This is a genomic window from Enterobacter cloacae complex sp. IR5441 (genome assembly GCF_049238215.1).
GTDB lineage: Bacteria > Pseudomonadota > Gammaproteobacteria > Enterobacterales > Enterobacteriaceae > Enterobacter > Enterobacter hormaechei_C.
In genome coordinates, this window is record NZ_JBMKIA010000001.1 from 548,715 (window position 1) to 572,418 (window position 23,704).

Here is a 23,704-nt window from a genome sequence, read left to right on the forward strand (position 1 = left end):
ATGTTTACCTTTATCAAAAAAGTGATCAAAACCGGCGCGCAGACCAGCAGTTATCCGCTGGAGCCGATCCCGGTGGATAAAAACTTTCGCGGCAAGCCGGAGCACAACCCACAGCAGTGCATCGGCTGCGCGGCCTGCGTCAACGCCTGCCCGTCGAATGCCTTAACGGTGGAAACGGACCTGAAAACCGGCGAGCTGGCCTGGCAGTTTAACCTCGGGCGCTGCATCTTCTGCGGCCGCTGCGAGGAGGTCTGCCCGACGGTCGCCATTCGCCTGTCTCAGGAGTACGAGCTGGCGGTGTGGAAAAAAGAGGACTTCCTCCAGCAGTCGCGCTTTGCGCTGTGCAACTGCCGCGTCTGCAAGCGTCCGTTCGCCGTGCAAAAAGAGATCGACTACGCCATCGCGCTGCTGAAGCACAACGGCGACGTGCGCGCGGAGCATCACCGTGAAAGCTTCGAAACCTGCCCGGAGTGCAAGCGTCAGAAGTGCCTGCTGCCGTCTGATCGCATCGATTTAACCCGCCATATGAGAGAGGCCAGCTGATGGAAAACCTACTGGGCCCGCGCGATGCTAACGGCATTCCTGTGCCGATGACGGTGGACGAATCCATCGCCAGCATGAAGGCGTCGCTGCTGAAAAAAATCAAACGCTCGGCCTACGTCTACCGCGTGGACTGCGGCGGCTGCAACGGCTGCGAGATCGAGATCTTCGCCACGCTGTCACCGCTGTTTGACGCCGAGCGCTTCGGCATCAAAGTGGTGCCGTCTCCGCGCCATGCGGACATTCTGCTGTTTACCGGGGCCGTCACCCGCGCCATGCGATCCCCCGCGCTGCGCGCCTGGCAGTCCGCGCCGGACCCGAAAATCTGCATCTCGTACGGTGCCTGCGGCAACAGCGGCGGCATCTTCCACGACCTGTACTGCGTCTGGGGCGGCACCGACAAAATCGTGCCGGTGGACGTCTACATTCCGGGCTGCCCGCCGACGCCCGCCGCGACGCTGTACGGTTTTGCCATGGCGCTCGGCCTGCTGGAGCAGAAAATCCACGCCCGCGAGCCGGGCGAGCTGGACAACCAGCCAGCCACTATCCTGCACCCGGATATGGTGCAGCCGCTGCGGGTGAAGATCGACCGCACGGCGCGCAGGCTGGCGGGCTACCGCTACGGACGCCAGATTGCCGACGATTATCTGCGCCTGCTGAGCCAGGGCGACCATCAGGTGGCGCGCTGGCTGGAGGCGGAAAACGATCCGCGACTCAATGAGATCGTGGCGAACCTGAACAGCATCGTGGATGAGGCGCGTATCCGATGAGTGAAACGGTGGTGTTCAGCCAGCTGAGCCGTAAGTTTATTGATGAGAACGATGCCACGCCGGCTGCGGCGCAGCAGGTGGTCTATTACAGCCTGGCGATTGGGCATCACCTCGGGGTGATCGACTGCCTGGAGGCGGCGTTAAGCTGTCCATGGCCCGAGTACCTGACGTGGATCGCCACGCTGGAGGAGGGCAGCACGGCGCGGCGCAAAATGGAAGGCGTGCCGAAGTACGGCGAGATCGTGATCGACGCCAACCACATCACGATGCTTGCTAACGCCTTTGACGCGGCGCTGAGCAGGCAAACCCCCGAGCAGCAGGCGTGGAGCAAAACGCTGCTTAGCATGCTGCACGATATTCATCAGGAGAGCGCCATCTACCTGATGGTGAGGAGATTACGTGACTGACGTTTTACTGTGTGTCGGCAACAGCATGATGGGCGACGACGGCGCGGGTCCGCTGCTGGCGGAACTGTGCGCCGCAAACCCGCCGGGCAGCTGGGTGGTAATTGACGGCGGCAGCGCGCCGGAAAACGACGTGGTGGCCATTCGCGAGCTGCGCCCGGACAGGCTGTTAATCGTTGATGCCACCGATATGGGGCTCAACCCCGGTGAGATCCGCCTGATTGACCCGGACGACATCGCCGAGATGTTTATGATGACGACGCACAATATGCCGCTGAACTACCTGGTCGATCAGATTAAAGACGACGTGGGTGAGGTGCTGTTTCTGGGGATTCAGCCGGACATTGTCGGGTTCTATTACCCGATGACGCCGCCGGTGAAAGAGGCGGTGGACGTGGTCTATTCACGGCTTGCCGGGTGGGTTGGGGATGGGGGATTTTCTCAGCTCTGAGCAGTGCCGGGTGGCGGCTTCGCCTTACCCGGCCTACCAAACCCATCCCCCTCTCCCTGTGGGAGAGGGCTGGGGTGAGGGCAGCAGGCTACTCCAGATCCCCCCCGTTACTCGCAATCACCTTCTTATACCACCAGAATGATTTCTTGCGCTTGCGGTCCAGCGTGCCGTTCCCGGCGTCGTCCCGGTCGACGTACACAAACCCGTAGCGCTTGCTCATTTCCCCCGTTGAGGCCGAGACAAGGTCAATGCAGCCCCAGGTGGTGTAGCCCAGCAGCGGTACGCCGTCCTCAATCGCATCAGCCATCGCGCGAATATGCTCGCGCAGGTAGCTGATGCGGTAGTCGTCGTTGATCTCGCCGTTTTCATCAATGACGTCCTTCGCTCCAAGGCCGTTTTCCACCAGGAACAGCGGCTTCTGGTAGCGGTCGTACATCATGTTCATGGTGATGCGCAGGCCGAGCGGGTCAATGCCCCAGCCCCATTCGCTCACCTGAATATGCGGGTTGCGCAGGGACTTCACGATGTTCGCCGCGCTGGTGTTTCCCGCGTTCATGTCCGCCGACGCGCAGCGCGAGGCGTAATAGCTGAACGAGACAAAGTCGACGGTGTTTTTCAGCAGTTCATCGTCGCCCGGGTCTTTCACAATCACCACGCCTTTCTCGCGGAACACGCGGGCAGAGTAAGCCGGATAGCTGCCGCGCGCCTGCACGTCGATAAAGAACAGGTTCTCGCGGTCTTTTTCCAGCGCCATCCACACGTCTTCCGGCTTGCAGGACCAGGGGTAAAAATTGCCGCCCGCCAGCATACAACCGACCTGGTTTTCCGGGTTCACCTCGTGGGCAATTTTGGTCGCCAGCGCGCTCGCCACCAGCTCGTGGTGCGCGGCCTGGTACTTCACCTGGTCCTCGTTTTCACCTTCTTCAAATACCAGCCCCGCGCCGGAGAACGGGCTGTGCAGCATGATGTTGATTTCGTTGAAGGTCAGCCAGTATTTCACCAGCCCGTTAAACGCCTCGAAGCAGGTGCGGGCGTAGCGGGCGAAGAAATCCACCATCTTACGGTTGCGCCAGGAGCCGTACTCCGTGACCAGGTGCATCGGCACGTCGAAGTGGCAGAGCGTCACCAGCGGCTCGATGTTGTACTTTTTACACTCCTCGAACACCGCGCGGTAGAAGGCAATGCCTTCCTGATTCGGCAGCGGTTCGTCGCCGTTCGGGTAGAGGCGGCTCCAGGCAATCGAGGTGCGGAACACCGTAAAGCCCATCTCCGCCATCAGGGCGATGTCTTCTTTGTAGCGATGGTAAAAATCAATCGCCTCGTGGCTCGGGTAGAATTCGTCGTCCCGCAACGAAAACCGTTTTTCCTTGCCGACTTTTACCGCCAGACGGTTTGCGCCGTGGGGGATCATGTCGACCGTCGTCAGTCCTTTGCCGCCTTCACGGTAAGCCCCTTCACTCTGGTTGGCGGCAAGCGCGCCGCCCCATAAAAATCCTTGTGGAAAAACAGACATTCTTACCTCGCTTTCAGTTTATGCTTCTGCTGCTTTGTTCTGTACCGGTGCGGTTTGCAGGGCGCGTGCTTTTTCGGCTTCGTCTTCTACCGGGATATCCTCAAACCCTAACAGCAGGGTTAGCACAAACGACAGCACTACCGCCAGACCCATCACGCCAAACACCCAGACGATGGTCATCGGGTTGGCCGGGTCGAAGAACTGCACGCTGGTAAACAGCCCCGGCGCCGCCATCGAATGGCTGGCAAGGCCTGCCATGCCTGCCACCGCGCCGCAGATAAAGCCGCTGATCAGGCTCGCAATCAGCGGACGCTTCAGGCGTACCGCTACGCCGTACAGGGCCGGTTCAGAGATCCCCGCCATGATGGCGGAGGCCGCCGCGGCCAGCGCCGTCTGGCGCAGCTCCGGATTTTTGGTTTTCCACGCCACCGCCAGCGACGAACCGCCGAGCGACAGGTTGGCGCCGATCTCCGACGGCATCACCATCCCTTCTTTGCCCGTTTCGGCAATCGTCTGGATGATGGTCGGCGTAAACACGCGGTGCATCCCGGTCATCACCAGCAGCGGCCACAGCGCGCCCATAATGGCAACGGAGAGCCAGCCCAGATAGCCGTGAATGGTGTAGACCAGCGCGGAGATGGCGCTGCCGATCCAGATCCCGAGCGGGCCAATCAGTACGATGGCGAGCGGGGCGGCAATCAGCACGATCAGCATCGGCTTGAGGAAGTTTTTGGTCACCGCCGGGGTAATGCGATCCACCCAGCGTTCGATGTATGACAGGCACCAGGTCATCACCAGGGCGGGGATCACCGTGTAGGTGTATTTCACCGCCGTCACCGGAATGAAGGCGAACTCAACGTGCTCGCCCTGCGCGGCTTTCGCCATCAGCTCGATAAAGCTCGGGTGAACCAGAACGCCCGCGATGGCGATTGCCAGCGACATGTTGGTTTTGAACTTCACCGCCGCGGACGCCGCCACCATCAGCGGCAGGAAGAAGAACGCGCCATCGCCGATAACGGTCAGGATCGTCAGCGTCGGGTCGCCTTTGCCCAGCACGCCGGTCATCTCAAGGATCATCGCCAGCAGCTTGACCATCGACCCGCCGATGATCGCCGGGATCAGCGGAGACATGGTGCCGATCAGCGCGTCGAGGATCCCGGCGCCAATCCGGCGCAGCGTGAGCTTCTGTGGACCTTCCGCTACGGCAGGTTGCAGGTTAGCGGGCAGCAGGCTCACCACTTCACGGTATGCCTGGGACACGGTGTTGCCGATGATCACCTGACACTGGTTGTCGTTGCGCACCACGCCGAGCACACCGCTGATGCTTTTCAGGCGTGCGGCGTCGGTGAGGCTTTCGTCTTTCAGGACGAAGCGCAGTCGCGTCATACAGTGGGTGACGGCGACGATGTTCTCTTTGCCGCCCAGCGCGCTAACGACGTCGGTCGCCAGCGCAGCGTAATTTTTTGCCATCGGATGTGATCCTGTTATCGTTGTGAGAAGTGTAGGAAACCGGTTTCACACAATCATCATGAGTTTCTTTTAATGAAACAAGACCACTTTTTATGCATTTTTTCGTTTCGTGATGACGATCACTCGTGGCCGTAAAAAGCGTGATAACGCCGCTGCGACAATTTTTCTGCGGTGCAGTACACTGCGCCCATCAGGTTCAGACGGAATAATAATATGACCACGATGCTGGAAGTGGCGAAGCGGGCAGGCGTATCAAAAGCGACGGTCTCCCGGGTACTGTCGGGGAACGGTTACGTCAGCCAGGAGACGAAAGACCGCGTGTTTCAGGCCATCGAAGAGAGCGGGTATCGCCCCAATCTGCTGGCGCGAAACCTGGCGACCAAACGCACCCAGACCCTGGGGCTGGTGGTGACGAACACCCTGTACCATGGGGTCTACTTTAGCGAGCTGCTGTTTAACGCCGCGCGGATGACGGAAGAGAAGGGGCGTCAGCTGATCCTGGCGGACGGCAAGCACAGCGCCGAAGAGGAGCGCGAGGCGATCCAGTACCTGCTCGACATGCGCTGCGACGCGGTAATCATCTATCCGCGTTTTCTGAGCGTGGAAGCGCTGGACGAGATCATTGAGAAATGCGAGCAGCCGATCATGGTGCTCAACCGCCGTTTGCGGAAAAACAGCAGTCACAGCGTCTGGTCCGATCATAAAGCGTCGTGTCAGGACGCAGTATCGCAGCTGATTGCGAAAGGCCACCGGGAGATTGCGTTTATCACCGGTTCGCTGGATTCCCCCACCGGGGTGGAGCGTCTTTCCGGCTACAAGGACGCGCTGGCGCAGCACGGGATTGCAGTTCGCGACGCGCTGATCGCCGAAGGGAAGTGGAACCCGGCCAGCGGCGCGGCGGCGGTCTCTCAGTTGCTCACCCGCGGCGAAACGTTTACCGCGCTGGTGGCGAGTAACGACGACATGGCGATTGGCGCCATCAGGCAGCTGCACGAGAGCGGCGTCGCCACGCCGGGCGCAGTGTCCGTCATCGGCTTTGACGATGTGGCAATCGCGCCCTATATCGTGCCGTCCCTCTCCAGCGTGCGTATTCCAGTAACGGAGATGATTCAGGAGACCATCAGCCGTATGATTTTCATGCTCGACGGCGGTGAGTTTAAGCCTCAGCAAACCTTCTCCGGCGAGCTTATCCTGCGCGACTCCGTCATTGACGGCCCGCATCGCTGACGTCGACATCTGTCATCGTCACTAATGACGATGACAGATCCTTCTCTTTTAAATTTCCCTATAAAATCAATGCATTAAATATTGGCACGGTTTATGAATAGCTTCGCGCATAACAGTAATGCCGGAGAAGCAGATGAACCGTTTTATTATGGCCGATGCCAGCAAATGCATTGGTTGCCGTACCTGTGAAGTGGCGTGCGTGGTGTCCCATCAGGCAGAGCAGGATTGCGCCTCTCTCACCCCTGATACCTTCCTGCCGCGCATCCACGTCATTAAAGGCGTGAATATTTCTACCGCCGCTATCTGTCGCCAGTGCGAAGACGCGCCGTGCGCCAACGTCTGTCCGAACGGGGCGATTAAGCGCGAGAAAGGCTTCGTGCATGTGATGCAGGAGCGCTGCATCGGGTGCAAAACCTGTGTGGTGGCGTGTCCGTATGGCGCGATGGAGGTGGTGGTTCGCCCGGTGGTGCGCAACAGCGGTATCGGGCTGAGCGTACGCGCGGAGAAAGCCGAAGCCAATAAATGTGACCTCTGCTACCACCGCGATGCCGGTCCGGCGTGTATGGAAGCCTGTCCGACGCATGCGCTGGTCTGCGTCGATCGCGACAAGCTCGAACAGATGAGTGCCGAAAAACGCCGCCGCGCGGCGTTCGACACCTCATCATCGCTGCTGTTTTAAATTGCGATGCGCGTTAACGGCGTACAGCTTCGGGTGCGCGGCAAGGTGCAGGGGGTAGGATTTCGTCCCTTCGTCTGGCAGCTTGCGCACCAGCTGGGGCTGGCAGGCGACGTCTGCAACGACGGAGAGGGTGTCCTGGTGCGTCTCGCGGGCAGTGGGGGTGACTTTACCGCGAGACTGCGCCAGGACTGCCCACCGCTGGCGCGCATCGATCGCATTGAAACGCAGCCGTTCAGCTGGACGACGCTGCCGGATGAGTTTGTCATCCGCCACAGCGAGAGCGGGGCGATGGACACGCAAATCGTCCCGGATGCCGCCACCTGTCCCGCATGCCTGGTGGAGATGCGCGATCCCCGCGAACGTCGCTACCGCTACCCGTTTATCAACTGCACCCACTGCGGGCCGCGGTTTACCATTATCCGCGCCATGCCCTATGACCGCCCGGCCACGTCAATGGCGCCATTCCCGCTCTGTGTGCCCTGTGAAACGGAGTACCGCAACCCGGCTGACCGGCGTTTTCACGCCCAGCCGGTGGCCTGCCCGGATTGCGGACCGCAGCTGGAGTGGCGAGCCGGGGAGGCTGCTGCCACCCGCGAATCGGCGTTAAGCGCGGCGGTGGCGATGCTGGAAGGCGGCGGGATTGTGGCGGTCAAAGGGCTGGGCGGTTTTCACCTGGTCTGCGACGCGCTTAACCCGCAGGCGGTTCGGAAATTACGGGCACGCAAGCAGCGCCCGACCAGGCCGCTGGCGGTGATGATCCCGCATGCGGACGATCTGCCGGAGGCCATCCAGACGCTGTTACGTTCACCCGCTGCGCCGATTGTGCTGACGCCAAAAGCCTGCCTTCCTGCGTTTCCTGAGGAGATTGCGCCGGGGCTGGATACGGTCGGCGTGATGCTGCCTGCGAACCCGCTCCAGCATTTGCTGATGCTGGACTGCCAGCGCCCGCTGGTGATGACCTCCGGCAACCTCAGCGGCCATCCACCCGCCATAAGCAACCAGCAGGCGCTGGAAGAACTCAGTGACATCGCTGACGGCTTCCTGCTGCACAACCGCGACATCCTGCAACGGATGGATGATTCAGTGATGGACCAGGAGGGCACGATGCTGCGTCGCGCACGCGGTTTTGTGCCGGATGCCATCACATTGCCCGCCGGATTCCGCGACATCCCGCCCATGTTATGCACCGGCGCGGAGATGAAAAACACCTTTAGCCTGGTGCGTGGCAACCAGGCGGTGCTGAGCCAGCATTTTGGCGATCTGAGTGACGAGGGGGTAGAGGCGCAGTGGCGCAGTGCGCTCTCGACGATGCAGGACATCTACGCCTTTCAGCCTGAGCGCGTGGTATGCGATGCCCATCCGGGTTATCACGCCCGACTGTGGGCCCGGGCGCAGGCGCTGCCCGTTGAGACCGTGCTGCATCATCATGCGCATGCGGCAGCGTGTCTGGCGGAGAATGGCTGGCCGCTCGACGGCGGGGATGTTATTGCCCTGACCCTGGACGGGATCGGCATGGGCGAGAACGGTGCGCTGTGGGGCGGCGAGTGCCTGCGGGTGAACTATCGCGACTGCGAACGGCTGGGCGGTCTGCCAGCCGTTGCGCTGCCGGGGGGCGATCTGGCGGCAAAACAGCCGTGGCGCAATTTGCTCGCCCACTGTCTGGCGTTCGTACCTGACTGGCAGCAGTACCCGGAAACAGAGGTGGTACAGCGTCAAAACTGGCCGCTGCTGGCAACGGCTGTGTCGCGCGGTATCAATGCGCCGCGGGCCTCCTCCTGTGGTCGTCTGTTCGACGCCGTGGCCTGTGCGCTGGGCATTGAAACGCAACGCTATGAGGGCGAAGCCGCGTGCCGGCTGGAGGCGCTGGCCGAACGCTGCGCAGGGGTTGATCATCCGGTGACGCTCCAGACGGATAACCTTGCGCTGTTCTGGCAACAGTGGCTTACCTGGCGGGCGGAACCCGGCGAGCGTGCCTGGGCTTTTCACGATGCGCTGGCAAAAGGGCTGAGCGAACTGGCGGCAACGCATGCCCGCCGACGGTCGCTCTCTACGGTGTGCTTCAGCGGCGGCGTCCTTCACAACCGCCTGCTGCGCGCGCGCCTTCGTCATTACCTTTCTGATTTCACGCTTCTTTTTCCTTCGCGCCTGCCCGCAGGCGACGGAGCGATCTCCTTCGGGCAGGCGGTGGTTGCTGCCGCCCGATCATGTTCACAAGGGATTTAAAATGTTACGACTTTTACGCAATGAACCTCGTGCAGCGTGCCTGCTGCTGGCTCTCGGGATGGCTAACCTGCTGGCCTGGGGGCTGGCGTGGCACACCTTTAGCGGCAGTACGGCGCTGATGGCGGCCAGCCTGCTGGCCTGGTGTTACGGACTGCGTCATGCGGTGGATGCCGACCATATCGCCGCGATTGATACCGTGACGCGTAAAATGATGCAGCAGGGCAAGCGCCCGTCCGGCGTGGGCGCATGGTTTTCCCTCGGACACTCCACCATCGTGGTGCTGGCCTCCATTGCTATCGCCGCGACCGCCACGGCGTTTCAGAAAAACATGGCATGGTTCCACGAAACCGGCAGCCTGATTGGCACCGCCGTCTCCGCCACCTTCCTGCTGGCGATGGCGCTGGTGAATATGGTGATCCTGCGCGGCGTCTGGCGCAGTTTTCAGGCGCTGAAACACGGCAATCCCGTGCAGGGCGACATAACGCTGCCTGCACAGGGCGGCGTCATGAACTGGCTGTTCGGCAAAACCTTCCGCCTCGTCAATAAAAGCTGGCAGATGTACCTGGTCGGTTTCCTGTTCGGCCTGGGGTTCGACACCGCCACCGAAATCGGCGTGCTGGGGATCTCCGCCGCCAGCGCCTCCAGCGGGATGTCGGTGTGGTCGATCATGATCTTCCCGGCGCTCTTCGCCAGCGGCATGGCGCTGGTGGATACGCTCGATAACCTGCTGATGGTGGGTGCCTACGGCTGGGCGTTTAACAAGCCGCAGCGCAAGCTCTACTACAACATGACCATCACCGGCACTTCGGTGGTGGTGGCGCTGTTTATCGGCGGCCTGGAAGCGCTGGGTCTGCTGATGGACAAGTTCGCCCTCAGCGGCGGCGTGTGGGATCTGATTGGCGCGGTGAACGATAACCTGGGCGATGCCGGATTTGTGGTGGTCGGGCTGTTTGTCGCCTGCTGGCTGATCTCGATGGCGAACTATCGCTGGCGCGGTTATGACGCGCTGGTGGTGCGCTCCTGACGCTGAAAGTGTAGCGATAAAAAAAGCCCCGGGACATCGGGGCGGTGGACAACAAAATCCAAAGGTTAAGTAAGCGTGGCAGTACTGTAGGCCGGGTAAGCGGAGCGCCACCCGGCATGACGAGGGTTAAGCTGGTAGCGATTTCAGCAGCGCGAAGGCCTCCTTCATTCTGTCTTCGCTGACGACAAAGGCGCGCATCTGACCGTCGGTATCGGTGCCGCGCGCCACCATGCCCTGAGGCGAAAGGACAATCTCCCAGTCCAGATCCTGACGCTGCGTTTCACCTGCGAGATGCAGCGGTAGTTCCGGCGTTTTTACCTTCACCAGCATGGCGGGTAATTTCACCGGGGCGTTGCCGCCGAGCAGGTTTTTCGCCAGGAACATGGCGCTTAACTGAATCGGTTGCAGGAACGGCAGCACCTGGCCGTTAATTTCCGCGCAGTCGCCCAGGGCATAAATGTCCGGCTGGGTGGTTTGCAGGTAGCTGTCCACCTTCACGCCGCGATTGATCTCTGCGCCTGCGCGGTGCGCCAGCGCGGTTTCCGGGCGCAACCCCGTCGCCGCAATAACCACATCCACTTCAACGCTGCGGTTGCGGTCGAGCGTCGCACAAATGCCGGTTTCGGTTTTGCTCAGGCTCTGCAACTGCGATTTCAGCAGCAGATGTACGCCCATGTCGGTCAGACGATGCTGTAAGCGACTGCTTACTTCTGCCGGCATCAGCGCTGACAGAATGCTGGCCGCGTGGTCAACCAGGGTGACGGATTTTCCCGCCCGGCAGAAGTCCATCGCCAGCTCGGTGCCAATCAGCCCGCCGCCGACAATCATCACCCGCGTGGCGTCGCGTAACAGGGTCTCGCTGGCCTGATACTCCTGCTGGCTGTTGAGCGTGACCATCAGCTCGCGGCCCTCAACCGGCGGCACAAACGCCGATGCCCCCGTCGCCAGCACCAGCTTGTCGTACTGCCAGGTTTTATCTTTCGCGTTCACCACGTGGGCGTCGGCGTCGATGTCGGTGACCCAGGTGTACGGAAACAGACGCAGGTTAAACTGTTCTGCGAACTCCCCCGCCGTCTGGCGGGTGAGATCGTCGGCGCGCTGATTCTGGCTAATGACGTGGCTTAAATCAGGCTTGTTGTACTCATCCATGCTGTCGGCGGCGATCACCGTCAACGGCACGTTAGCATCCTGTTTGCGGATATTTTTCACCAGCTGGCGGGCGGCAAAGCCCGAGCCGATAATGACGATGCCGTGGCTCATTTTGCCTCCGTTGCCAGTTCATCAAAGACGTCTTTCCCGAGGGAACATTCCGGGCAGAGGAAGTTGTCCGGCACCTCGCTCCACGGCGTACCCGGCGCGACATCCTGCAACGGCTCGCCCAGCTCAGGATCGTAAATCCACTGGCAGACGCTGCACTGCATGCAAGGGCCGAGGTCGGCCGCGGCAGGAGCGGCTTCTGCTACGGCTTCCGGCGTAACCGCCGCGGCGGGTGCGGTTTCCGGCAGCGGCGCAAGCGCCCACTGGCGGGCAATGTCGCGACCGTGCTGGCGACAGATTTCCAGCGCGTCGAGATCCGGACGCCATTTCGCCTTCAGGCTCAGGGACATCTCAAAACCGGCATCCTGTAAACGGGTGGAGAGACGGTCTACCGCGCCGCCGCTCCAGCCGTGTGAACCAAAGGCGCTGGCGCGTTTGTTACGGAAGCGCAGGCCGGTCATCTCTTCCACCAGTCCGGCAATTTTCGGCATCATCACGTTATTCATGGTGGAGGTACCCACCAGCACGCCTTTGGAGCGGAAGACGTTGGTCAATACCTCATTCTTATCGCTGCGCGCCACGTTGAAGATTTTCACCGCCACGTTCGGGTCAACTTCGTTGATGCCCTGGGCAATGGCGTCCGCCATCATGCGGGTGTTGTTGGACATGGTGTCGTAGAAGATGGTGATGCGATCTTCCTGATAGTCCGCCGCCCACTTCAGGTACAGTTCGACGATCTGGGTTGGATTTTCACGCCATACCACGCCGTGGGAGGTGGCAATCATATCCACCGGCAGGTTGAAGCCGAGGATCTCGGTGATTTTTGGCGTGACCAGACGGCTGAACGGGGTCAGGATGTTGGCGTAGTAGCGCTGGCACTGTTCGAACAGCTCGGTCTGATCCACTTCGTCGTTGAACAGACGTTCGTCGCAGTAGTGCTGGCCGAAGGCGTCGTTACTGAACAGCACCGCGTCACCGGTCATGTAGGTCATCATGCTGTCCGGCCAGTGCAGCATTGGGGTTTCCACGAAGATCAGCTGTTTGCCGTTGCCGATATCCAGCGTGTCGCCGGTTTTCACGGTGTGGAAGTTCCACTCCGGATGGTGGTGGTGACCGTTGATGGAGTCAATGGCGTTGGTGGTGCAGTAGATTGGGGTATCCGGAATGTGGGACATCAGCTCGGTCAGCGCCCCGGCATGATCCTCTTCCGCGTGGTTGATGATGATGTAGTCGATCTCGTTCAGATCGATTTCGCTGCGCAGGTTCTGCACGAACTCGCGGCTGAATTTGTGATCGACGGTATCGATCAGGACGTTTTTACCTTCACGAATGAGATAGCTGTTGTAGCTGCTGCCGCGCAGCGTTTTGTATTCCGTCCCGTGAAAATCACGTACTTCCCAGTCACGTTGACCCACCCAATGAATGTTATTTTTAACCAGAATAGACATATCAACCTCAACTTAATACGGCGTTTTCAAATAAGATGACTGTCATATATCAAGTTGTGTGCCAACTTTTTAACTCATTGAAAATCATGAATTAATAATTTAATGCTTCCTAATGGGTAGTCATTTTGACTATCTTAAAAATTGTCAATATGACACTATGCATTGTCAAAATGACAGTGAGGCAGAGATGAGCTTTTCCGTAGATGTGCTGGCGAAGATCGCCATAGAACTGCAAACCGGTATTGGTCATCAGGACCGCTTTCAGCGGCTGATCTCCACGTTGCGCCACGTGCTGGATTGCGATGCCTCGGCGCTGCTGCGTTACGAAGGGCGGCAGTTTATTCCGCTGGCTATCGACGGTCTGGCGAAGGACGTACTCGGGCGGCGCTTTACCCTGGAGGGCCACCCGCGTCTGGAAACTATCGCCCGTGCGGGTGACGTGGTGCGTTTTCCGGCAGACAGCGATCTGCCCGACCCGTACGACGGCCTGATCCCCGGACAGGAGAGCCTGAAGGTGCACGCCTGTATCGGCCTGCCGCTGTTTGCCGGGCAGAACCTGATTGGCGCGTTAACCCTCGACGGCATGTCGCCTGATCAGTTCGATACCTTCAGCGACGAAGAGCTACGGCTGATTGCTGCGCTGGCGGCCGGGGCGCTGAACAACGCCCTGCTGATAGAACAGCTGGAGAGCCAGAATATTCTTCCGGGTAGCCCGACGGCGTTTGAGCAGGTGGCGCACACCGAAATGATCGGCCTTTCGCCAGGCATGGCGCAGCTCAAAAAAGAGATTGAGATTGTCGCCGCGTCTGATTTGAACGTGCTGATCTTCGGGGAGACCGGCACCGGTAAAGAGCTGGTGGCAAAAGCGATCCACGAAGCCTCGCCCCGTGCGGTGAATCCGCTGGTCTATCTCAACTGCGCGGCGCTGCCGGAAAGCGTGGCGGAAAGCGAGCTGTTCGGACACGTCAAAGGGGCCTTTACCGGGGCGATCAGCAACCGCAGCGGCAAGTTCGAAATGGCTGATAACGGCACGCTGTTCCTCGATGAAATTGGCGAACTCTCCCTTTCGCTCCAGGCCAAACTGCTGCGGGTGTTGCAGTATGGCGATATTCAACGCGTGGGTGACGATCGCAGCTTACGCGTGGATGTGCGCGTGCTGGCGGCGACGAACCGCGATCTGCGCGAAGAGGTGCTGGCGGGGAATTTCCGTGCCGATCTGTTCCACCGTCTGAGCGTGTTCCCGCTCACGGTGCCGCCGCTGCGCGAGCGTGGCGAGGATGTGGTGCTGCTGGCGGGCTTTTTCTGCGAACAGTGTCGGCTCAAAATGGGGCTTTCCCGCGTGGTGCTAAGCCCCGGCGCGAGGACGCACCTGCTGAGCTACGGCTGGCCGGGTAACGTGCGTGAACTGGAACATGCGATCCACCGCGCGGTAGTGCTGGCGCGGGCAACGCGTTCGGGGGATGAAGTGGTTATTCATGCGCGCCATTTCGCGCTGCATGAGGAAACGACGCCGTCCGTGAAGCCGGTGATACCTGAGAGCGTGAACGAAAACCTGCGCGAGGCGACGGATGCGTTCCAGCGTCAGATGATCGCCCGCGTGCTGGAGCAGAATAACCGCAGCTGGGCGGCGTGCGCGCGGGCGCTGGAGATGGACGTCGCCAACCTTCACAGGCTGGCGAAACGTCTGGGGCTGAAGGGTTAAATAATCCCCGCCTGGTAGAAGTCTTGCAGGTTGATCGCGCCGCACAGCCTGCCGTGCTCGTCCACCACCGGCGCGGCGGTGATTTTGCGCTTCATCAGCACCTCTTTGGCTTCAATGGCGCGGCTGTCGGCATTCAGCGTCAGCCCGCCCCGGGTCATTGCTTCGGATACCCGCGCCTCCAGCTTGCCGCCGCCCACCAGCCAGCGGCGCAGGTCGCCGTCGGTGAAGACGCCCTTCACCTGGCGGTCATTGTCGCATACCGCAACCAGCCCCAGCCCGGTGCGGCTCAGCTCCAGCATGGCGTCCATCACGCTGGTGTCGAGTTTAACTTGCGGAATGGCATCGTCGATGCGCATCAGGTGGTGAACCTTGTTGAGCAGGCGTGCGCCGAGCGCACCTGCCGGATGCGAACGGGCGAAATCTTCCTCATTAAAACCGCGCGCCTGCATCACCGCCATTGCCAGCGCGTCGCCCATCATCAGGGTGTTGACGGTGCTGGAGGTCGGTGCCAGGTGCATCGGACAGGCTTCGCGCTCAACGGAAATATCCAGCGTTGCTTTCGCGGCCAACGCCAGCGGCGAACGGGATTTGCCGGTCATCGCTAACAGGGCCACCGATTTTTCTTGCAGGCGAGGGATGATGAGATCCAGCTCTTTGGCTGAACCGGAGTAGGAGATAAACAGCATCACGTCGCGGCTTTCGATCATCCCCAGATCGCCGTGCAGCGCTTCGGCAGGATGCACGAAGAACGACGGGGTGCCGGTGCTGGCAAGCGTCGCGGCAATCTTCTTGCCGATATGACCGGATTTACCGATACCCGCCACGATCACTTTGCCCTCGCAGTGGATAATGGTGTTGGCTGCACGAACAAAATCTTCACCCAGACGCTCCGGCAGGCGGCTGGCTTCCTGTAGCTCCAGCAGCAGGGTCTGGCGGCCTGCGTTTAACAGAAAATCACTCATTTTTCTCTCCGGTTACGATCACGTCGATGCCCTTCGCTTCCAGCGCTTTTTTAAATGCCGGATCGATACCTGCGTCGGTAATCAGCTTATCGACGCTTTCAAGGCTACAGACAATGTTGGGGCTTTTACGGCCAAACTTCGACGAGTCCGCCATCAAAATCACTTCCCGCGCGGCGTTGCACATCGCTTTGCTGACGCTGAACACCTCGTTGAAGGTGGTCACGCCCGCGTTGAGGTCGATGCCGTCGGTGCCCATAAACAGCTTATCGAAGCTAAAGTGGTCGAAGGCATTCTCCGCCAGTTGCCCGTGAAACGACGCGGATTTTTTACGAAAGGTGCCGCCGGGCATCAGGATGGTCTGCTCGCTGTCGAACTCGGACAGGGCATTGACGATGTGCAGGCTGTTGGTCATCACGGTGATGTTATTAAAGCGGCTGAGCAGCGGGATCATCTGTAGGACGGTACTGCCTGCGTCGAGGATGATGGAATCGCCGTCCTGGATAAATTTGACGGCGGCTTCGGCAATCAGCGCTTTCTGGTGGGTATTGATCAGCGTTTTGTGGTCGATAGGCGGGTCGGCTTCGTCTTTATTGAGCACCACGCCGCCGTAGGTACGAATGACGGCGCCGGAGTTTTCGAGCAACACCAGGTCCTTGCGTATTGTCGTGCCGGTGGTGTCAAAGTAGTGGGCCAGATCCTCTACCGAGCACTTTCCCTGCTTTTGCAGATGCTCAAGTATGGCCGCCTGCCGCTGACGAGGTTTCATAGGCGCTTCGTTCCTTACGTTGCGAAATGATAATTCCGCAAGTTTATAACTTTCACAACGAAATTATCCCTGTTTCAGATTAAGCGCTAATGATAGTGCATTCTGACAGAGTGAATCATGGGGGAAGATCACATCAGGTTGTAATTCATGCAGCGAAATGCCGTTGATCGCCTGGATTTTGGTCGGACGGGCAAACACCGTTACGCCGCGCATGATGAGGGAATCGCAGACCTTATTGTTTTCATCCAGCGCAACAGCGACGACAACTCGCGGTTTGAAGCGTCCCCCGGAACGCCCGACGCCCACGCGTCCCTTCTGACACAGGGCATCAAAGGCGCGGTTAAACTGACGGATTTGCCAGCCGCCAAACGCCATCTGGCAAAGCCAGGCGAGGGCGGCGACGGTGATGAGTGCGGTGACCATATCGGCTCCTTAACTGCCGGGTGGCGGCTGCGCCTTACCCGGCCTACGGGGATTGTAGCCCCGGTTAGCGCAGCGCCACCGGGGAATGAACTCAGAACATCACCTGCCCACCGGTAACGTTAATCGACTGCCCGGTGCAGTACGAGGCTTTCGGGCTGGCGTAAAACAGCAGCATGTTCAGCACGTCCTGATAATCGCACCCGCGCTTCAGCGGCACTTTGTCGATGTAGTACTGTTCGACGTCCTCCGCTTTGATGCCAAGTTTGTCGGCATACTGCGGCAGCAGGGACTGGAACATTGGGGATTTCAGCAGGTTACCCAGCATCAGCGCGTGCACGGTAATCCCGTATTCGGCCAGATCCAGCGCCAGAGACTGCGTCAGCCCGACGCCGCCAAACTTCGCCGCGCTGTAGCCGGAGTTGTGCTTGCTGCCCACTTTCCCCGATTTTGAGTTGATCTGAATGATGCGACCCTGAATACCGTCGCGGATCATCAGACGGGAAAATTCGCGGGCGCAGAGGAAATAGCCCACCAGATTCACCTGCAACGAGCGGTCAAAATCCCCCAGTTCGAAATCGCTGATAAAGGCCGCCTTCGCGATCCCCGCGCTGTAGACCAGCAGATCGGTGCGACCAAAAATCTCATCCACGCCGCGGGCCAGCGCCATCACGCTCTGCTCGCTGGTGGCGTCGGCGCCAAATCCATACGCCATCCCTTCGCCAAACTCAGTGTTGATGGCGTCCGCTACGCGGGCGGCTTTCTCACTCTGAATATCCACGACCGCCACGCGGTAGCCCTCTGCGGCAAGCCCATGGCAGAGGAACTCGCCTAAGGTTTGTCCCCCACCAATGACAACGGCAACCTGACTCATGTGTCTCTCCTTTATTACGAAATAAATTTTAACGTGCAGCCTGGGGTGACAGCCTGCGGAACCGGCCCCTCAACGTGAACCGTGCCGGGATACTCCGCCCGCGGCTGGCCGTCGAAACGCAGGGTGATGTGCCCCAGTTCGCGCAGGTTTTGCTCGGCGACCTCACCGACGGCGGTTACGGCATAGCGCGCCTTGCCCAGCTCCAGCTGGCTTCCGGCCTTCAGCTCACCGTTCAGCTCGCCGTGGCAGTGGATAAAGCAAAACTCTTCGATATCCGCAGGCGCCCCTTCGCGGAAAGTGATCAGCATCTGGTCGCTGAGCGCATCGGCCGCGCTCTGGCCGATGCGGGTAATGGTGGTCTGGTAAATCACGGTCATGGCAGGAACCTCTTATTGATAAATAAAGCCGGAGACAAACCAGGCAATCAGCACCGTTGGCGCGCCCGTCAGGAAGCGGCTCACCAGCACGGAGGGGACGCCCACGCGCACGGTCTCCTGGCGCGCTTCCGCCAGCGACAGCCCGACGGGGATGAAGTCGCACGCCGCCTGGGCGTTAATGGCAAACAGGGCGGGCAGGGCGAGGTGCGGGGGAATATTCCCCAGACCAATCTGCACGCCAATCAGCACGCCGATGACCTGGGCAATCACCGCGCCCGGGCCGAGAAACGGCGACAGCAGCGGGAAGGAGCAGATCAGCGCCAGCGTCACCAGCCCGAGCGGGTGGCTGGCGAGCGGGGCGAGGCCGTGGGCAATCCAGTCGCCGAGGCCGGAGGCCATGATGATGCCGATCAGCGCCGAGACGAACGCCATAAACGGCAGAATGGTTTTCAGCACCGTGTCGATGGTGTCGCGCCCGGACTGGAACAGCACCGCCACGGCGGACCCCATCCCCATCCCGACCTTCGCCAGCAGGCCGTCGCTCTGCTCGGTGATTTTTTTGCTGGTGTCGTAGTCGCGCGGGGCCGCTTTTTGCGGCGCGGATGTGCCATTCACCAGCGTGATGTTGTCCTCCTTCACCCCAGAGACATAAATATCCTCAAGGATGTACTGCGCCAGCGGGCCTGACTTGCCCGTGGAGTGAATATTCACCGTCGGAATGCGGCGCTTCGGATAGATGCCGCAGCGCAGGGTGCCGCCGCAGTCGATCACCGCCACGCCGATTTCCGCTTCCGGCGGCTCACCCTCTTTGAAGCCGTCGACCGCTTCCCAGCCGGTCAGCTCGCGCAGCGTGTCGACGATCGCCGGGCGAGTGCCCGCGGTGATGTAGACGATCTTTTTGCCTTTGATGGCGTCGAACTCCAGCGGGCCGCCCCAGCCGCCCGTGCCTTTCTCTATGCGGATCCGGTTCATACTGTGGCTCCCGAAAGCTGAACTTTCTCATCAAGCTGAATGCCCATTTTTTTCTCAAAAATGGCGGTAGTGAGGTCCGTTACCCAGCCGCGGAAGAAGTTGGTCACCAGGCCGACCAGCAGATAGCTCACTGCCAGCGGGCCGAGCGGCAGTCCCAGCGTAGTGAGACCGCTGGCAATCCCGAGGTAAACAAACAGCTCGCCGGGGTTAATGTGCGGGAACAGGCCGTTCATTGAATGACAGCTGTAGGAGGCGGCGGCGTAATAACTCGGCTTGTACTTCTCTGGCATAAAGCGGCCGAGGCTTAAGGTCATCGGGTTGCAGAACACAAAGGTGCCGATGAAGGGCAGGATCAGGTAGCGGGACAGCGGATTGCCGGCACAGCGCTGGGCGAAGCGTTCAATACGCTGCTGGCCGATAAAGTTAATCAGCGCGTTCATGATCACCAGCAGGCTGATCAGCAGGGGCAGGATCCCGGTCACCATGCCGGTGAAGACCTCGCCGCCTTTCTGAAACAGCCCGATGAACCACTCGGCGCCGTGGGTGATGGTTTCTATCATTCTTCTCTCCTGTAGGGCGTTTGTTTTTGTCTATCTGCGGCTAATAATAATCACTTTGAAAGGTTTTAAAGTGTTAATCAGATCTCGCAATGAAAGAAAAATGTATTATTTTGAAAGTTTATTGATGAGGTGAATAATTTTTGGTGGAGAAAAGCACGGATTTGCGTCGGGGAGGTGCGTACCGCTTCCTTGAGGAGTTGGGGATGCTTTACCATACTGGGTTCTTACCGAACTCGTTAAATGGATGCCACATGTTCAAGCGTCGTTATGCAGCGCTGTTGCCTGCGCTTATTCTCCTGTCCGCCTGTAGTAGCAAACCCAAGACCGAAGCCGCTCAGCCAACGGCGGGCGCGCCTTCCGGAGGATTCCTGCTGGAGCCGCAGCACAATATGATGCAGATGGGCGGCGACTTCGCGAATAACCCTGCGGCCGAACAGTTCATCGATAAAATGGTGAGCAAGCACGGTTTTGACCGCCAGCAGCTGCATGCCATTTTGTCTCAGGCGAAGCGTCTGGACTACGTGCTGCGCCTGATGGACAGGCAGGCGCCGACAGCCCAGGTGCCGACCGGGCCAAACGGCGCGTGGCTGCGCTATCGCAAACAGTTTATTACCCCGGACAACGTGCAGAATGGCGTGGTGTTCTGGAATCAGTATGAAGACGCCCTGAACCGTGCGTGGCAGGTCTATGGCGTGCCGCCGGAGATCATCGTCGGTATTATTGGGGTCGAGACCCGCTGGGGACGCATTATGGGTAAAACCCGCATCCTTGATGCGCTGGCGACGCTCTCCTTCAACTACCCGCGCCGCGCCGAGTATTTCTCTTCCGAGCTGGAAACCTTCCTGCTGATGGCGCGAGACGAACAGGACGATCCGCTCGATCTGAAAGGGTCGTTCGCCGGGGCAATGGGCTACGGCCAGTTTATGCCGTCCTCCTATAAGCAGTACGCGGTAGATTTTAACGGGGATGGTCACATCAACCTGTGGGATCCCGAAGACGCCATTGGCAGCGTGGCCAACTACTTCAAAGCGCATGGCTGGACGCCGGGCGGCCAGGTGGCGGTGCAGGCGAACGGCGAGGCGTTTGGTCTGGAAAACGGATTTAAAACCAAATACAGCGTGGCGCAGCTGGCAGCGGCAGGCTTAACGCCGTCGCAGCCGCTGGGCAATGTTGACCAGGTGAGCCTGCTGCGCCTGGATGTCGGAACCGGTTATCAGTACTGGTTCGGGCTGCCGAACTTCTACACCATTACCCGCTACAACCACAGCACGCACTATGCGATGGCGGTGTGGCAGCTGGGGCTGGCGGTGTCTCAGGCGCGTGTGCCGGCAGCGTCACCGTTTAGCCAGTAAGTTACCCTGACGGGTAGGCCGGGTAAGGCAACGCCGCCACCCGGCATGGCTGCCCGCACCCTGACCCTCTCCCACGGGAGAGGGAAGTTTGCAGAAACATTTCGCCACACTCCCATTTCACTCCCACCGTTTACATCTTAATCGACTTTCATTATTGTTATGTTATAACATTATTTTTGAATTGAGATATCCATGTCCCTGTTTTCTCTCTCATCCCCGGTTCGGCTGCTGCTGGCGCTGGTGCTCATTCTGTTTCTCGGCCTGGCCGTGCGCTGGGCGGTGGCGTTGCCATGATCGTGATGAACGACCTGGTGGCGGGTTACGAACGTCAGCCCGTTACGCGCGCGCTGTCCGGCGTGATTGAACGCGGGAGCATGACCGCCATCGTCGGGGCCAACGGCTGCGGTAAATCCACGCTGCTGAAAACGCTCGCCGGCTTTATTCCGCCCGTCAGCGGTACGTTTCGCTGGCAGGGGAGACGTCCGGTGGTGGGCTGGCTGGCGCAGCGTCACGCGCTGGAGGCGCAATTTCCTCTGACCGTGCAGGACGTGGTGAGTATGGGCTGCTGGCCAGCAATCTCTCTGTTTGCCGGTTTTCGTCGGGATACCCGCATGCGCATTGCCGGCGCGCTGGAGCGCGTGGGGCTGGAGTCCATGGCGTTCTCTACCATAGATGAACTTTCCGGCGGCCAGTTTCAGCGCATGCTGTTTGCCCGCGTTTTGGTGCAGCAGGCGCCGCTGGTAATGCTGGATGAGCCTTTCACCGGCGTCGATGAAGCGACCTGCAACGTGCTGATGGATCTGATGCTGGAGATGTATATGCAGGGGCAGACCCTGCTGGCGGTACTGCACGACAGCGAACGCGTCTCGCGCCACTTCCCACAAACGTTGCGGCTGGATGCTGATACGCCGCACTGGAAAACCGAGCGGGTGAGGGTGGCATGATCTGGCATCTCTTCTTCCAGCCGTTTATTGAGTACGGCTTTATGCGGCGCGCGCTGGTGGTTTGCCTGGCGCTCTCCGTCAGCACCACTGCGCTGGGCGTATTTCTTCAACTGCGTCGGATGAGCCTGATGGGGGACGCCCTTTCTCACGCCATTTTGCCGGGTGTCGCGGTGGGCTATCTGCTCAGCGGGATGTCGCTGCTGGCAATGACTGTCGGCGGGTTTATTGCCGGGATCGCCGTTGCGCTGGTGGCCGGGCTGGTCAGCCGCCGCACGCCGCTTAAAGAGGATGCCAGCTTCGCAGGGTTTTACCTGGGCTCGCTGGCGCTGGGCGTCACGCTGGTGTCGCTGCGCGGTTCAAATGTCGATCTGCTTCATCTTCTGTTTGGCTCCATTCTCGCCGTGGATAGCGCGTCAGCCCTGTTCGTGACGGGCGTTTGCATGTTCACGCTCCTCACGCTGGCGATTTTTTATCGGGGGCTGGTCAGCGAAGCGTTTGATACCGCGTGGTTGCAGGTGAACGCGCGCTGGCTGCCCGGGATGTTACACGGTCTGTTTCTGGCGCTGCTGGTGCTCAACCTGGTAGCCGGTTTTCAGGTGCTCGGCACGCTGATGGCCGTCGGGCTGATGATGTTACCCGCCGTGGCGGCACGCTGCTGGGTGCGCACACTGCCAGGGTTACTTTTGATGGCGGGTATCAGCGGTATTTTTTGCGCGTGGCTGGGCTTAAGCCTTTCCTGGGCAGTGAGTCTGCCCGCCGGGCCCTCCATTGTGCTGACCGCCAGCGCATTGTTCTTTATTTCAGTTTTATTTGGCACGCGCAGCAGGCTGGCGGATAGCCTGCGGGCGCTTTTTTAACGCAAGGGGAAACGATGAAACGTACAGGATTAGCCGTGGCGCTCGCGCTCGGCATGATGACGCACGGCGTAATGGCGAAAACGCTTAATGTGGTGACCAGCTTTTCCATCCTGGGAGACATCACGCAGCAGGTTGGCGGCGATCGTGTGAAGGTGACGACGCTGGTGGGGCCGGACGGTGATCCCCATACTTTCGAACCCTCGCCCAAAGACAGCGCGGCGCTGAGTAAAGCTGACGTGGTGGTGGTCAATGGGCTGGGGCTGGAGGGCTGGCTCGACCGTCTGGTGAAAGCCTCCGGATTCAAAGGCCAGCTGGTGGTTGCTTCGGACGGCGTGAAAACGCACACGCTGGAAGAGGACGGTAAAACCGTGACCGATCCGCACGCGTGGAACAGCGCGGCGAACGGCGCGCTGTATGCGCAAAATATTCTCTCAGGGCTGGTGAAGGCCGATCCTGAAGATACGGCGGCGCTTGAAGCTACCGGTAAACCCTATATTGCGCAGCTCTCTCAGCTGGACGGTTGGGCTAAAAAGCGTTTCAGCGACATCCCACAGGCGAAGCGCAAAGTGCTGACCAGCCACGACGCCTTCGGCTATTTCAGCCGCGCCTACGGTGTGACGTTTATGGCGCCGCAGGGGCTGTCGTCTGAGAGTGAAGCCAGCGCGGCGCAGGTAGCGGAGATCATCAATCAGATTAAAGCTGACGGCGTGAAAACCTGGTTTATGGAAAACCAGCTTGACCCACGCCTGGTGAAGCAGATTGCGACCGCCACGGGCGCCCAGCCGGGTGGTGAACTTTACCCGGAAGCGCTGTCCGCGAAGGGCGGCGTGGCGGACACCTACGTCAAGGCGTTTCGCCACAATGTGGACACCCTCGCTAACAGCATGAAATAAGCGTCTCTCTGGCCGATGC

24 protein-coding genes are annotated in these 23,704 nt (G+C 60.0%); 13 read left to right on the forward strand and 11 right to left on the reverse strand.

The genetic code is table 11. The features are described from left to right. The 4 genes from ACOTX5_RS02620 to hycI are packed head-to-tail and all read left to right on the forward strand — an operon-like array spanning position 1 to position 2,165. Complete coding sequence (locus ACOTX5_RS02620) at positions 1-543, forward strand: formate hydrogenlyase complex iron-sulfur subunit (RefSeq protein ID WP_003862138.1); 543 nt, start codon at positions 1-3, stop codon at positions 541-543. Then, positions 543-1,310: an NADH-quinone oxidoreductase subunit B family protein gene (locus tag ACOTX5_RS02625; RefSeq protein WP_032669323.1), complete on the forward strand. Its 768-nt coding sequence runs from the start codon at positions 543-545 to the stop codon at positions 1,308-1,310. The genes ACOTX5_RS02620 and ACOTX5_RS02625 overlap by 1 nt, the downstream gene beginning before the upstream one ends. Further along, positions 1,307-1,717, forward strand: coding sequence for a formate hydrogenlyase maturation HycH family protein (locus ACOTX5_RS02630; protein ID WP_045333218.1), 411 nt, complete (start codon positions 1,307-1,309; stop codon positions 1,715-1,717). The genes ACOTX5_RS02625 and ACOTX5_RS02630 overlap by 4 nt, the downstream gene beginning before the upstream one ends. After that, positions 1,710-2,165, forward strand: coding sequence for a hydrogenase maturation peptidase HycI (hycI, locus tag ACOTX5_RS02635; protein WP_023295326.1), 456 nt, complete (start codon positions 1,710-1,712; stop codon positions 2,163-2,165). Before ACOTX5_RS02630 ends, hycI begins: the two co-directional genes overlap by 8 nt. A gap of 88 nt (positions 2,166-2,253) precedes the next feature. Here the strand turns inward: hycI and ACOTX5_RS02640 are convergent, their stop codons facing one another. Together ACOTX5_RS02640 and ascF are read right to left on the reverse strand one after the other, a co-directional pair. Beyond that, positions 2,254-3,678 carry a 6-phospho-beta-glucosidase gene (locus ACOTX5_RS02640; RefSeq protein WP_040118032.1) on the reverse strand — a complete coding sequence of 475 codons (1,425 nt, stop codon included), beginning with the start codon at positions 3,676-3,678 and terminating at the stop codon, positions 2,254-2,256. A gap of 18 nt (positions 3,679-3,696) precedes the next feature. Further along, a complete protein-coding gene (gene ascF, locus ACOTX5_RS02645; RefSeq protein ID WP_017382795.1) occupies positions 3,697-5,148 on the reverse strand; it encodes a PTS cellobiose/arbutin/salicin transporter subunit IIBC in 1,452 nt (483 codons plus the stop codon). Positions 5,149-5,337: 189 nt separating this feature from the next. On the opposite strand from ascF, the gene ACOTX5_RS02650 reads away from it, so the two are divergent. From ACOTX5_RS02650 to ACOTX5_RS02665, 4 genes are all read left to right on the forward strand, one after another. Continuing rightward, positions 5,338-6,375, forward strand: a complete 1,038-nt coding sequence (locus tag ACOTX5_RS02650; protein ID WP_322934345.1) for a LacI family DNA-binding transcriptional regulator — start codon at positions 5,338-5,340, stop codon at positions 6,373-6,375. Positions 6,376-6,508: 133 nt separating this feature from the next. Next, positions 6,509-7,054 carry an electron transport protein HydN gene (gene hydN, locus ACOTX5_RS02655; protein WP_017382793.1) on the forward strand — a complete coding sequence of 182 codons (546 nt, stop codon included), beginning with the start codon at positions 6,509-6,511 and terminating at the stop codon, positions 7,052-7,054. 6 nt (positions 7,055-7,060) lie between these two features. Next, complete coding sequence (hypF, locus tag ACOTX5_RS02660) at positions 7,061-9,277, forward strand: carbamoyltransferase HypF (RefSeq protein WP_017382792.1); 2,217 nt, start codon at positions 7,061-7,063, stop codon at positions 9,275-9,277. Between the two features lies 1 nt (position 9,278). Next, positions 9,279-10,301: a HoxN/HupN/NixA family nickel/cobalt transporter gene (locus tag ACOTX5_RS02665; protein ID WP_033487574.1), complete on the forward strand. Its 1,023-nt coding sequence runs from the start codon at positions 9,279-9,281 to the stop codon at positions 10,299-10,301. 126 nt (positions 10,302-10,427) lie between these two features. Here ACOTX5_RS02665 and norW read toward each other — a convergent pair whose 3' ends face one another. After that, entirely contained in the window at positions 10,428-11,561 is a 1,134-nt protein-coding gene (norW, locus tag ACOTX5_RS02670; protein WP_015571680.1) for an NADH:flavorubredoxin reductase NorW, read from the reverse strand. Beyond that, a complete protein-coding gene (norV, locus tag ACOTX5_RS02675) occupies positions 11,558-13,006 on the reverse strand; it encodes an anaerobic nitric oxide reductase flavorubredoxin (protein WP_040118028.1) in 1,449 nt (482 codons plus the stop codon). Before norV ends, norW begins: the two co-directional genes overlap by 4 nt. 187 nt (positions 13,007-13,193) lie before the next feature. Between norV and norR the strand changes: the two genes are divergently transcribed. Next, positions 13,194-14,708: a nitric oxide reductase transcriptional regulator NorR gene (gene norR / locus ACOTX5_RS02680; RefSeq protein WP_045911267.1), complete on the forward strand. Its 1,515-nt coding sequence runs from the start codon at positions 13,194-13,196 to the stop codon at positions 14,706-14,708. On the opposite strand, the gene gutQ is transcribed toward norR, so the two are convergent. From gutQ to srlA, 7 genes are all read right to left on the reverse strand, one after another. Continuing rightward, a complete protein-coding gene (gene gutQ, locus ACOTX5_RS02685) occupies positions 14,705-15,670 on the reverse strand; it encodes an arabinose-5-phosphate isomerase GutQ (protein WP_045911266.1) in 966 nt (321 codons plus the stop codon). The two genes, norR and gutQ, sit on opposite strands and share 4 nt — an antisense overlap. Then, positions 15,663-16,436: a glucitol operon DNA-binding transcriptional repressor SrlR gene (gene srlR / locus ACOTX5_RS02690; RefSeq protein WP_015571676.1), complete on the reverse strand. Its 774-nt coding sequence runs from the start codon at positions 16,434-16,436 to the stop codon at positions 15,663-15,665. The genes gutQ and srlR overlap by 8 nt, the downstream gene beginning before the upstream one ends. Positions 16,437-16,499: 63 nt before the next feature. Then, positions 16,500-16,859 carry a transcriptional regulator GutM gene (gutM, locus tag ACOTX5_RS02695; RefSeq protein ID WP_045911265.1) on the reverse strand — a complete coding sequence of 120 codons (360 nt, stop codon included), beginning with the start codon at positions 16,857-16,859 and terminating at the stop codon, positions 16,500-16,502. Positions 16,860-16,950: 91 nt separating this feature from the next. Continuing rightward, positions 16,951-17,730: a sorbitol-6-phosphate dehydrogenase gene (gene srlD / locus ACOTX5_RS02700; protein WP_045911264.1), complete on the reverse strand. Its 780-nt coding sequence runs from the start codon at positions 17,728-17,730 to the stop codon at positions 16,951-16,953. A gap of 14 nt (positions 17,731-17,744) precedes the next feature. Next, positions 17,745-18,107: a PTS glucitol/sorbitol transporter subunit IIA gene (gene srlB, locus ACOTX5_RS02705; RefSeq protein WP_045911263.1), complete on the reverse strand. Its 363-nt coding sequence runs from the start codon at positions 18,105-18,107 to the stop codon at positions 17,745-17,747. A 12-nt stretch (positions 18,108-18,119) separates the two neighbouring features. Further along, positions 18,120-19,079: a PTS glucitol/sorbitol transporter subunit IIB gene (srlE, locus tag ACOTX5_RS02710; protein ID WP_045911262.1), complete on the reverse strand. Its 960-nt coding sequence runs from the start codon at positions 19,077-19,079 to the stop codon at positions 18,120-18,122. Next, positions 19,076-19,639, reverse strand: a complete 564-nt coding sequence (gene srlA / locus ACOTX5_RS02715) for a PTS glucitol/sorbitol transporter subunit IIC (RefSeq protein WP_015571673.1) — start codon at positions 19,637-19,639, stop codon at positions 19,076-19,078. Before srlA ends, srlE begins: the two co-directional genes overlap by 4 nt. 251 nt (positions 19,640-19,890) lie before the next feature. On the opposite strand from srlA, the gene mltB reads away from it, so the two are divergent. The 4 genes from mltB (at position 19,891) to ACOTX5_RS02735 (ending at position 23,685) form a co-directional block, all read left to right on the forward strand. After that, on the forward strand, positions 19,891-20,991 hold the full coding sequence (mltB, locus tag ACOTX5_RS02720) for a lytic murein transglycosylase B (protein ID WP_015571672.1): 1,101 nt from the start codon (positions 19,891-19,893) through the stop codon (positions 20,989-20,991). A 290-nt stretch (positions 20,992-21,281) separates the two neighbouring features. Continuing rightward, positions 21,282-21,935: a metal ABC transporter ATP-binding protein gene (locus ACOTX5_RS02725; RefSeq protein WP_015571670.1), complete on the forward strand. Its 654-nt coding sequence runs from the start codon at positions 21,282-21,284 to the stop codon at positions 21,933-21,935. Continuing rightward, the gene (locus tag ACOTX5_RS02730) at positions 21,932-22,792 is read left to right on the forward strand and encodes a metal ABC transporter permease (protein ID WP_015571669.1); all 861 of its coding nucleotides are present in this window, start codon (positions 21,932-21,934) and stop codon (positions 22,790-22,792) included. Before ACOTX5_RS02725 ends, ACOTX5_RS02730 begins: the two co-directional genes overlap by 4 nt. Before the next feature lie 14 nt (positions 22,793-22,806). Further along, positions 22,807-23,685, forward strand: coding sequence for a metal ABC transporter substrate-binding protein (locus ACOTX5_RS02735; protein WP_022649141.1), 879 nt, complete (start codon positions 22,807-22,809; stop codon positions 23,683-23,685). The last annotated feature ends 19 nt before the right edge of the window (positions 23,686-23,704 follow it).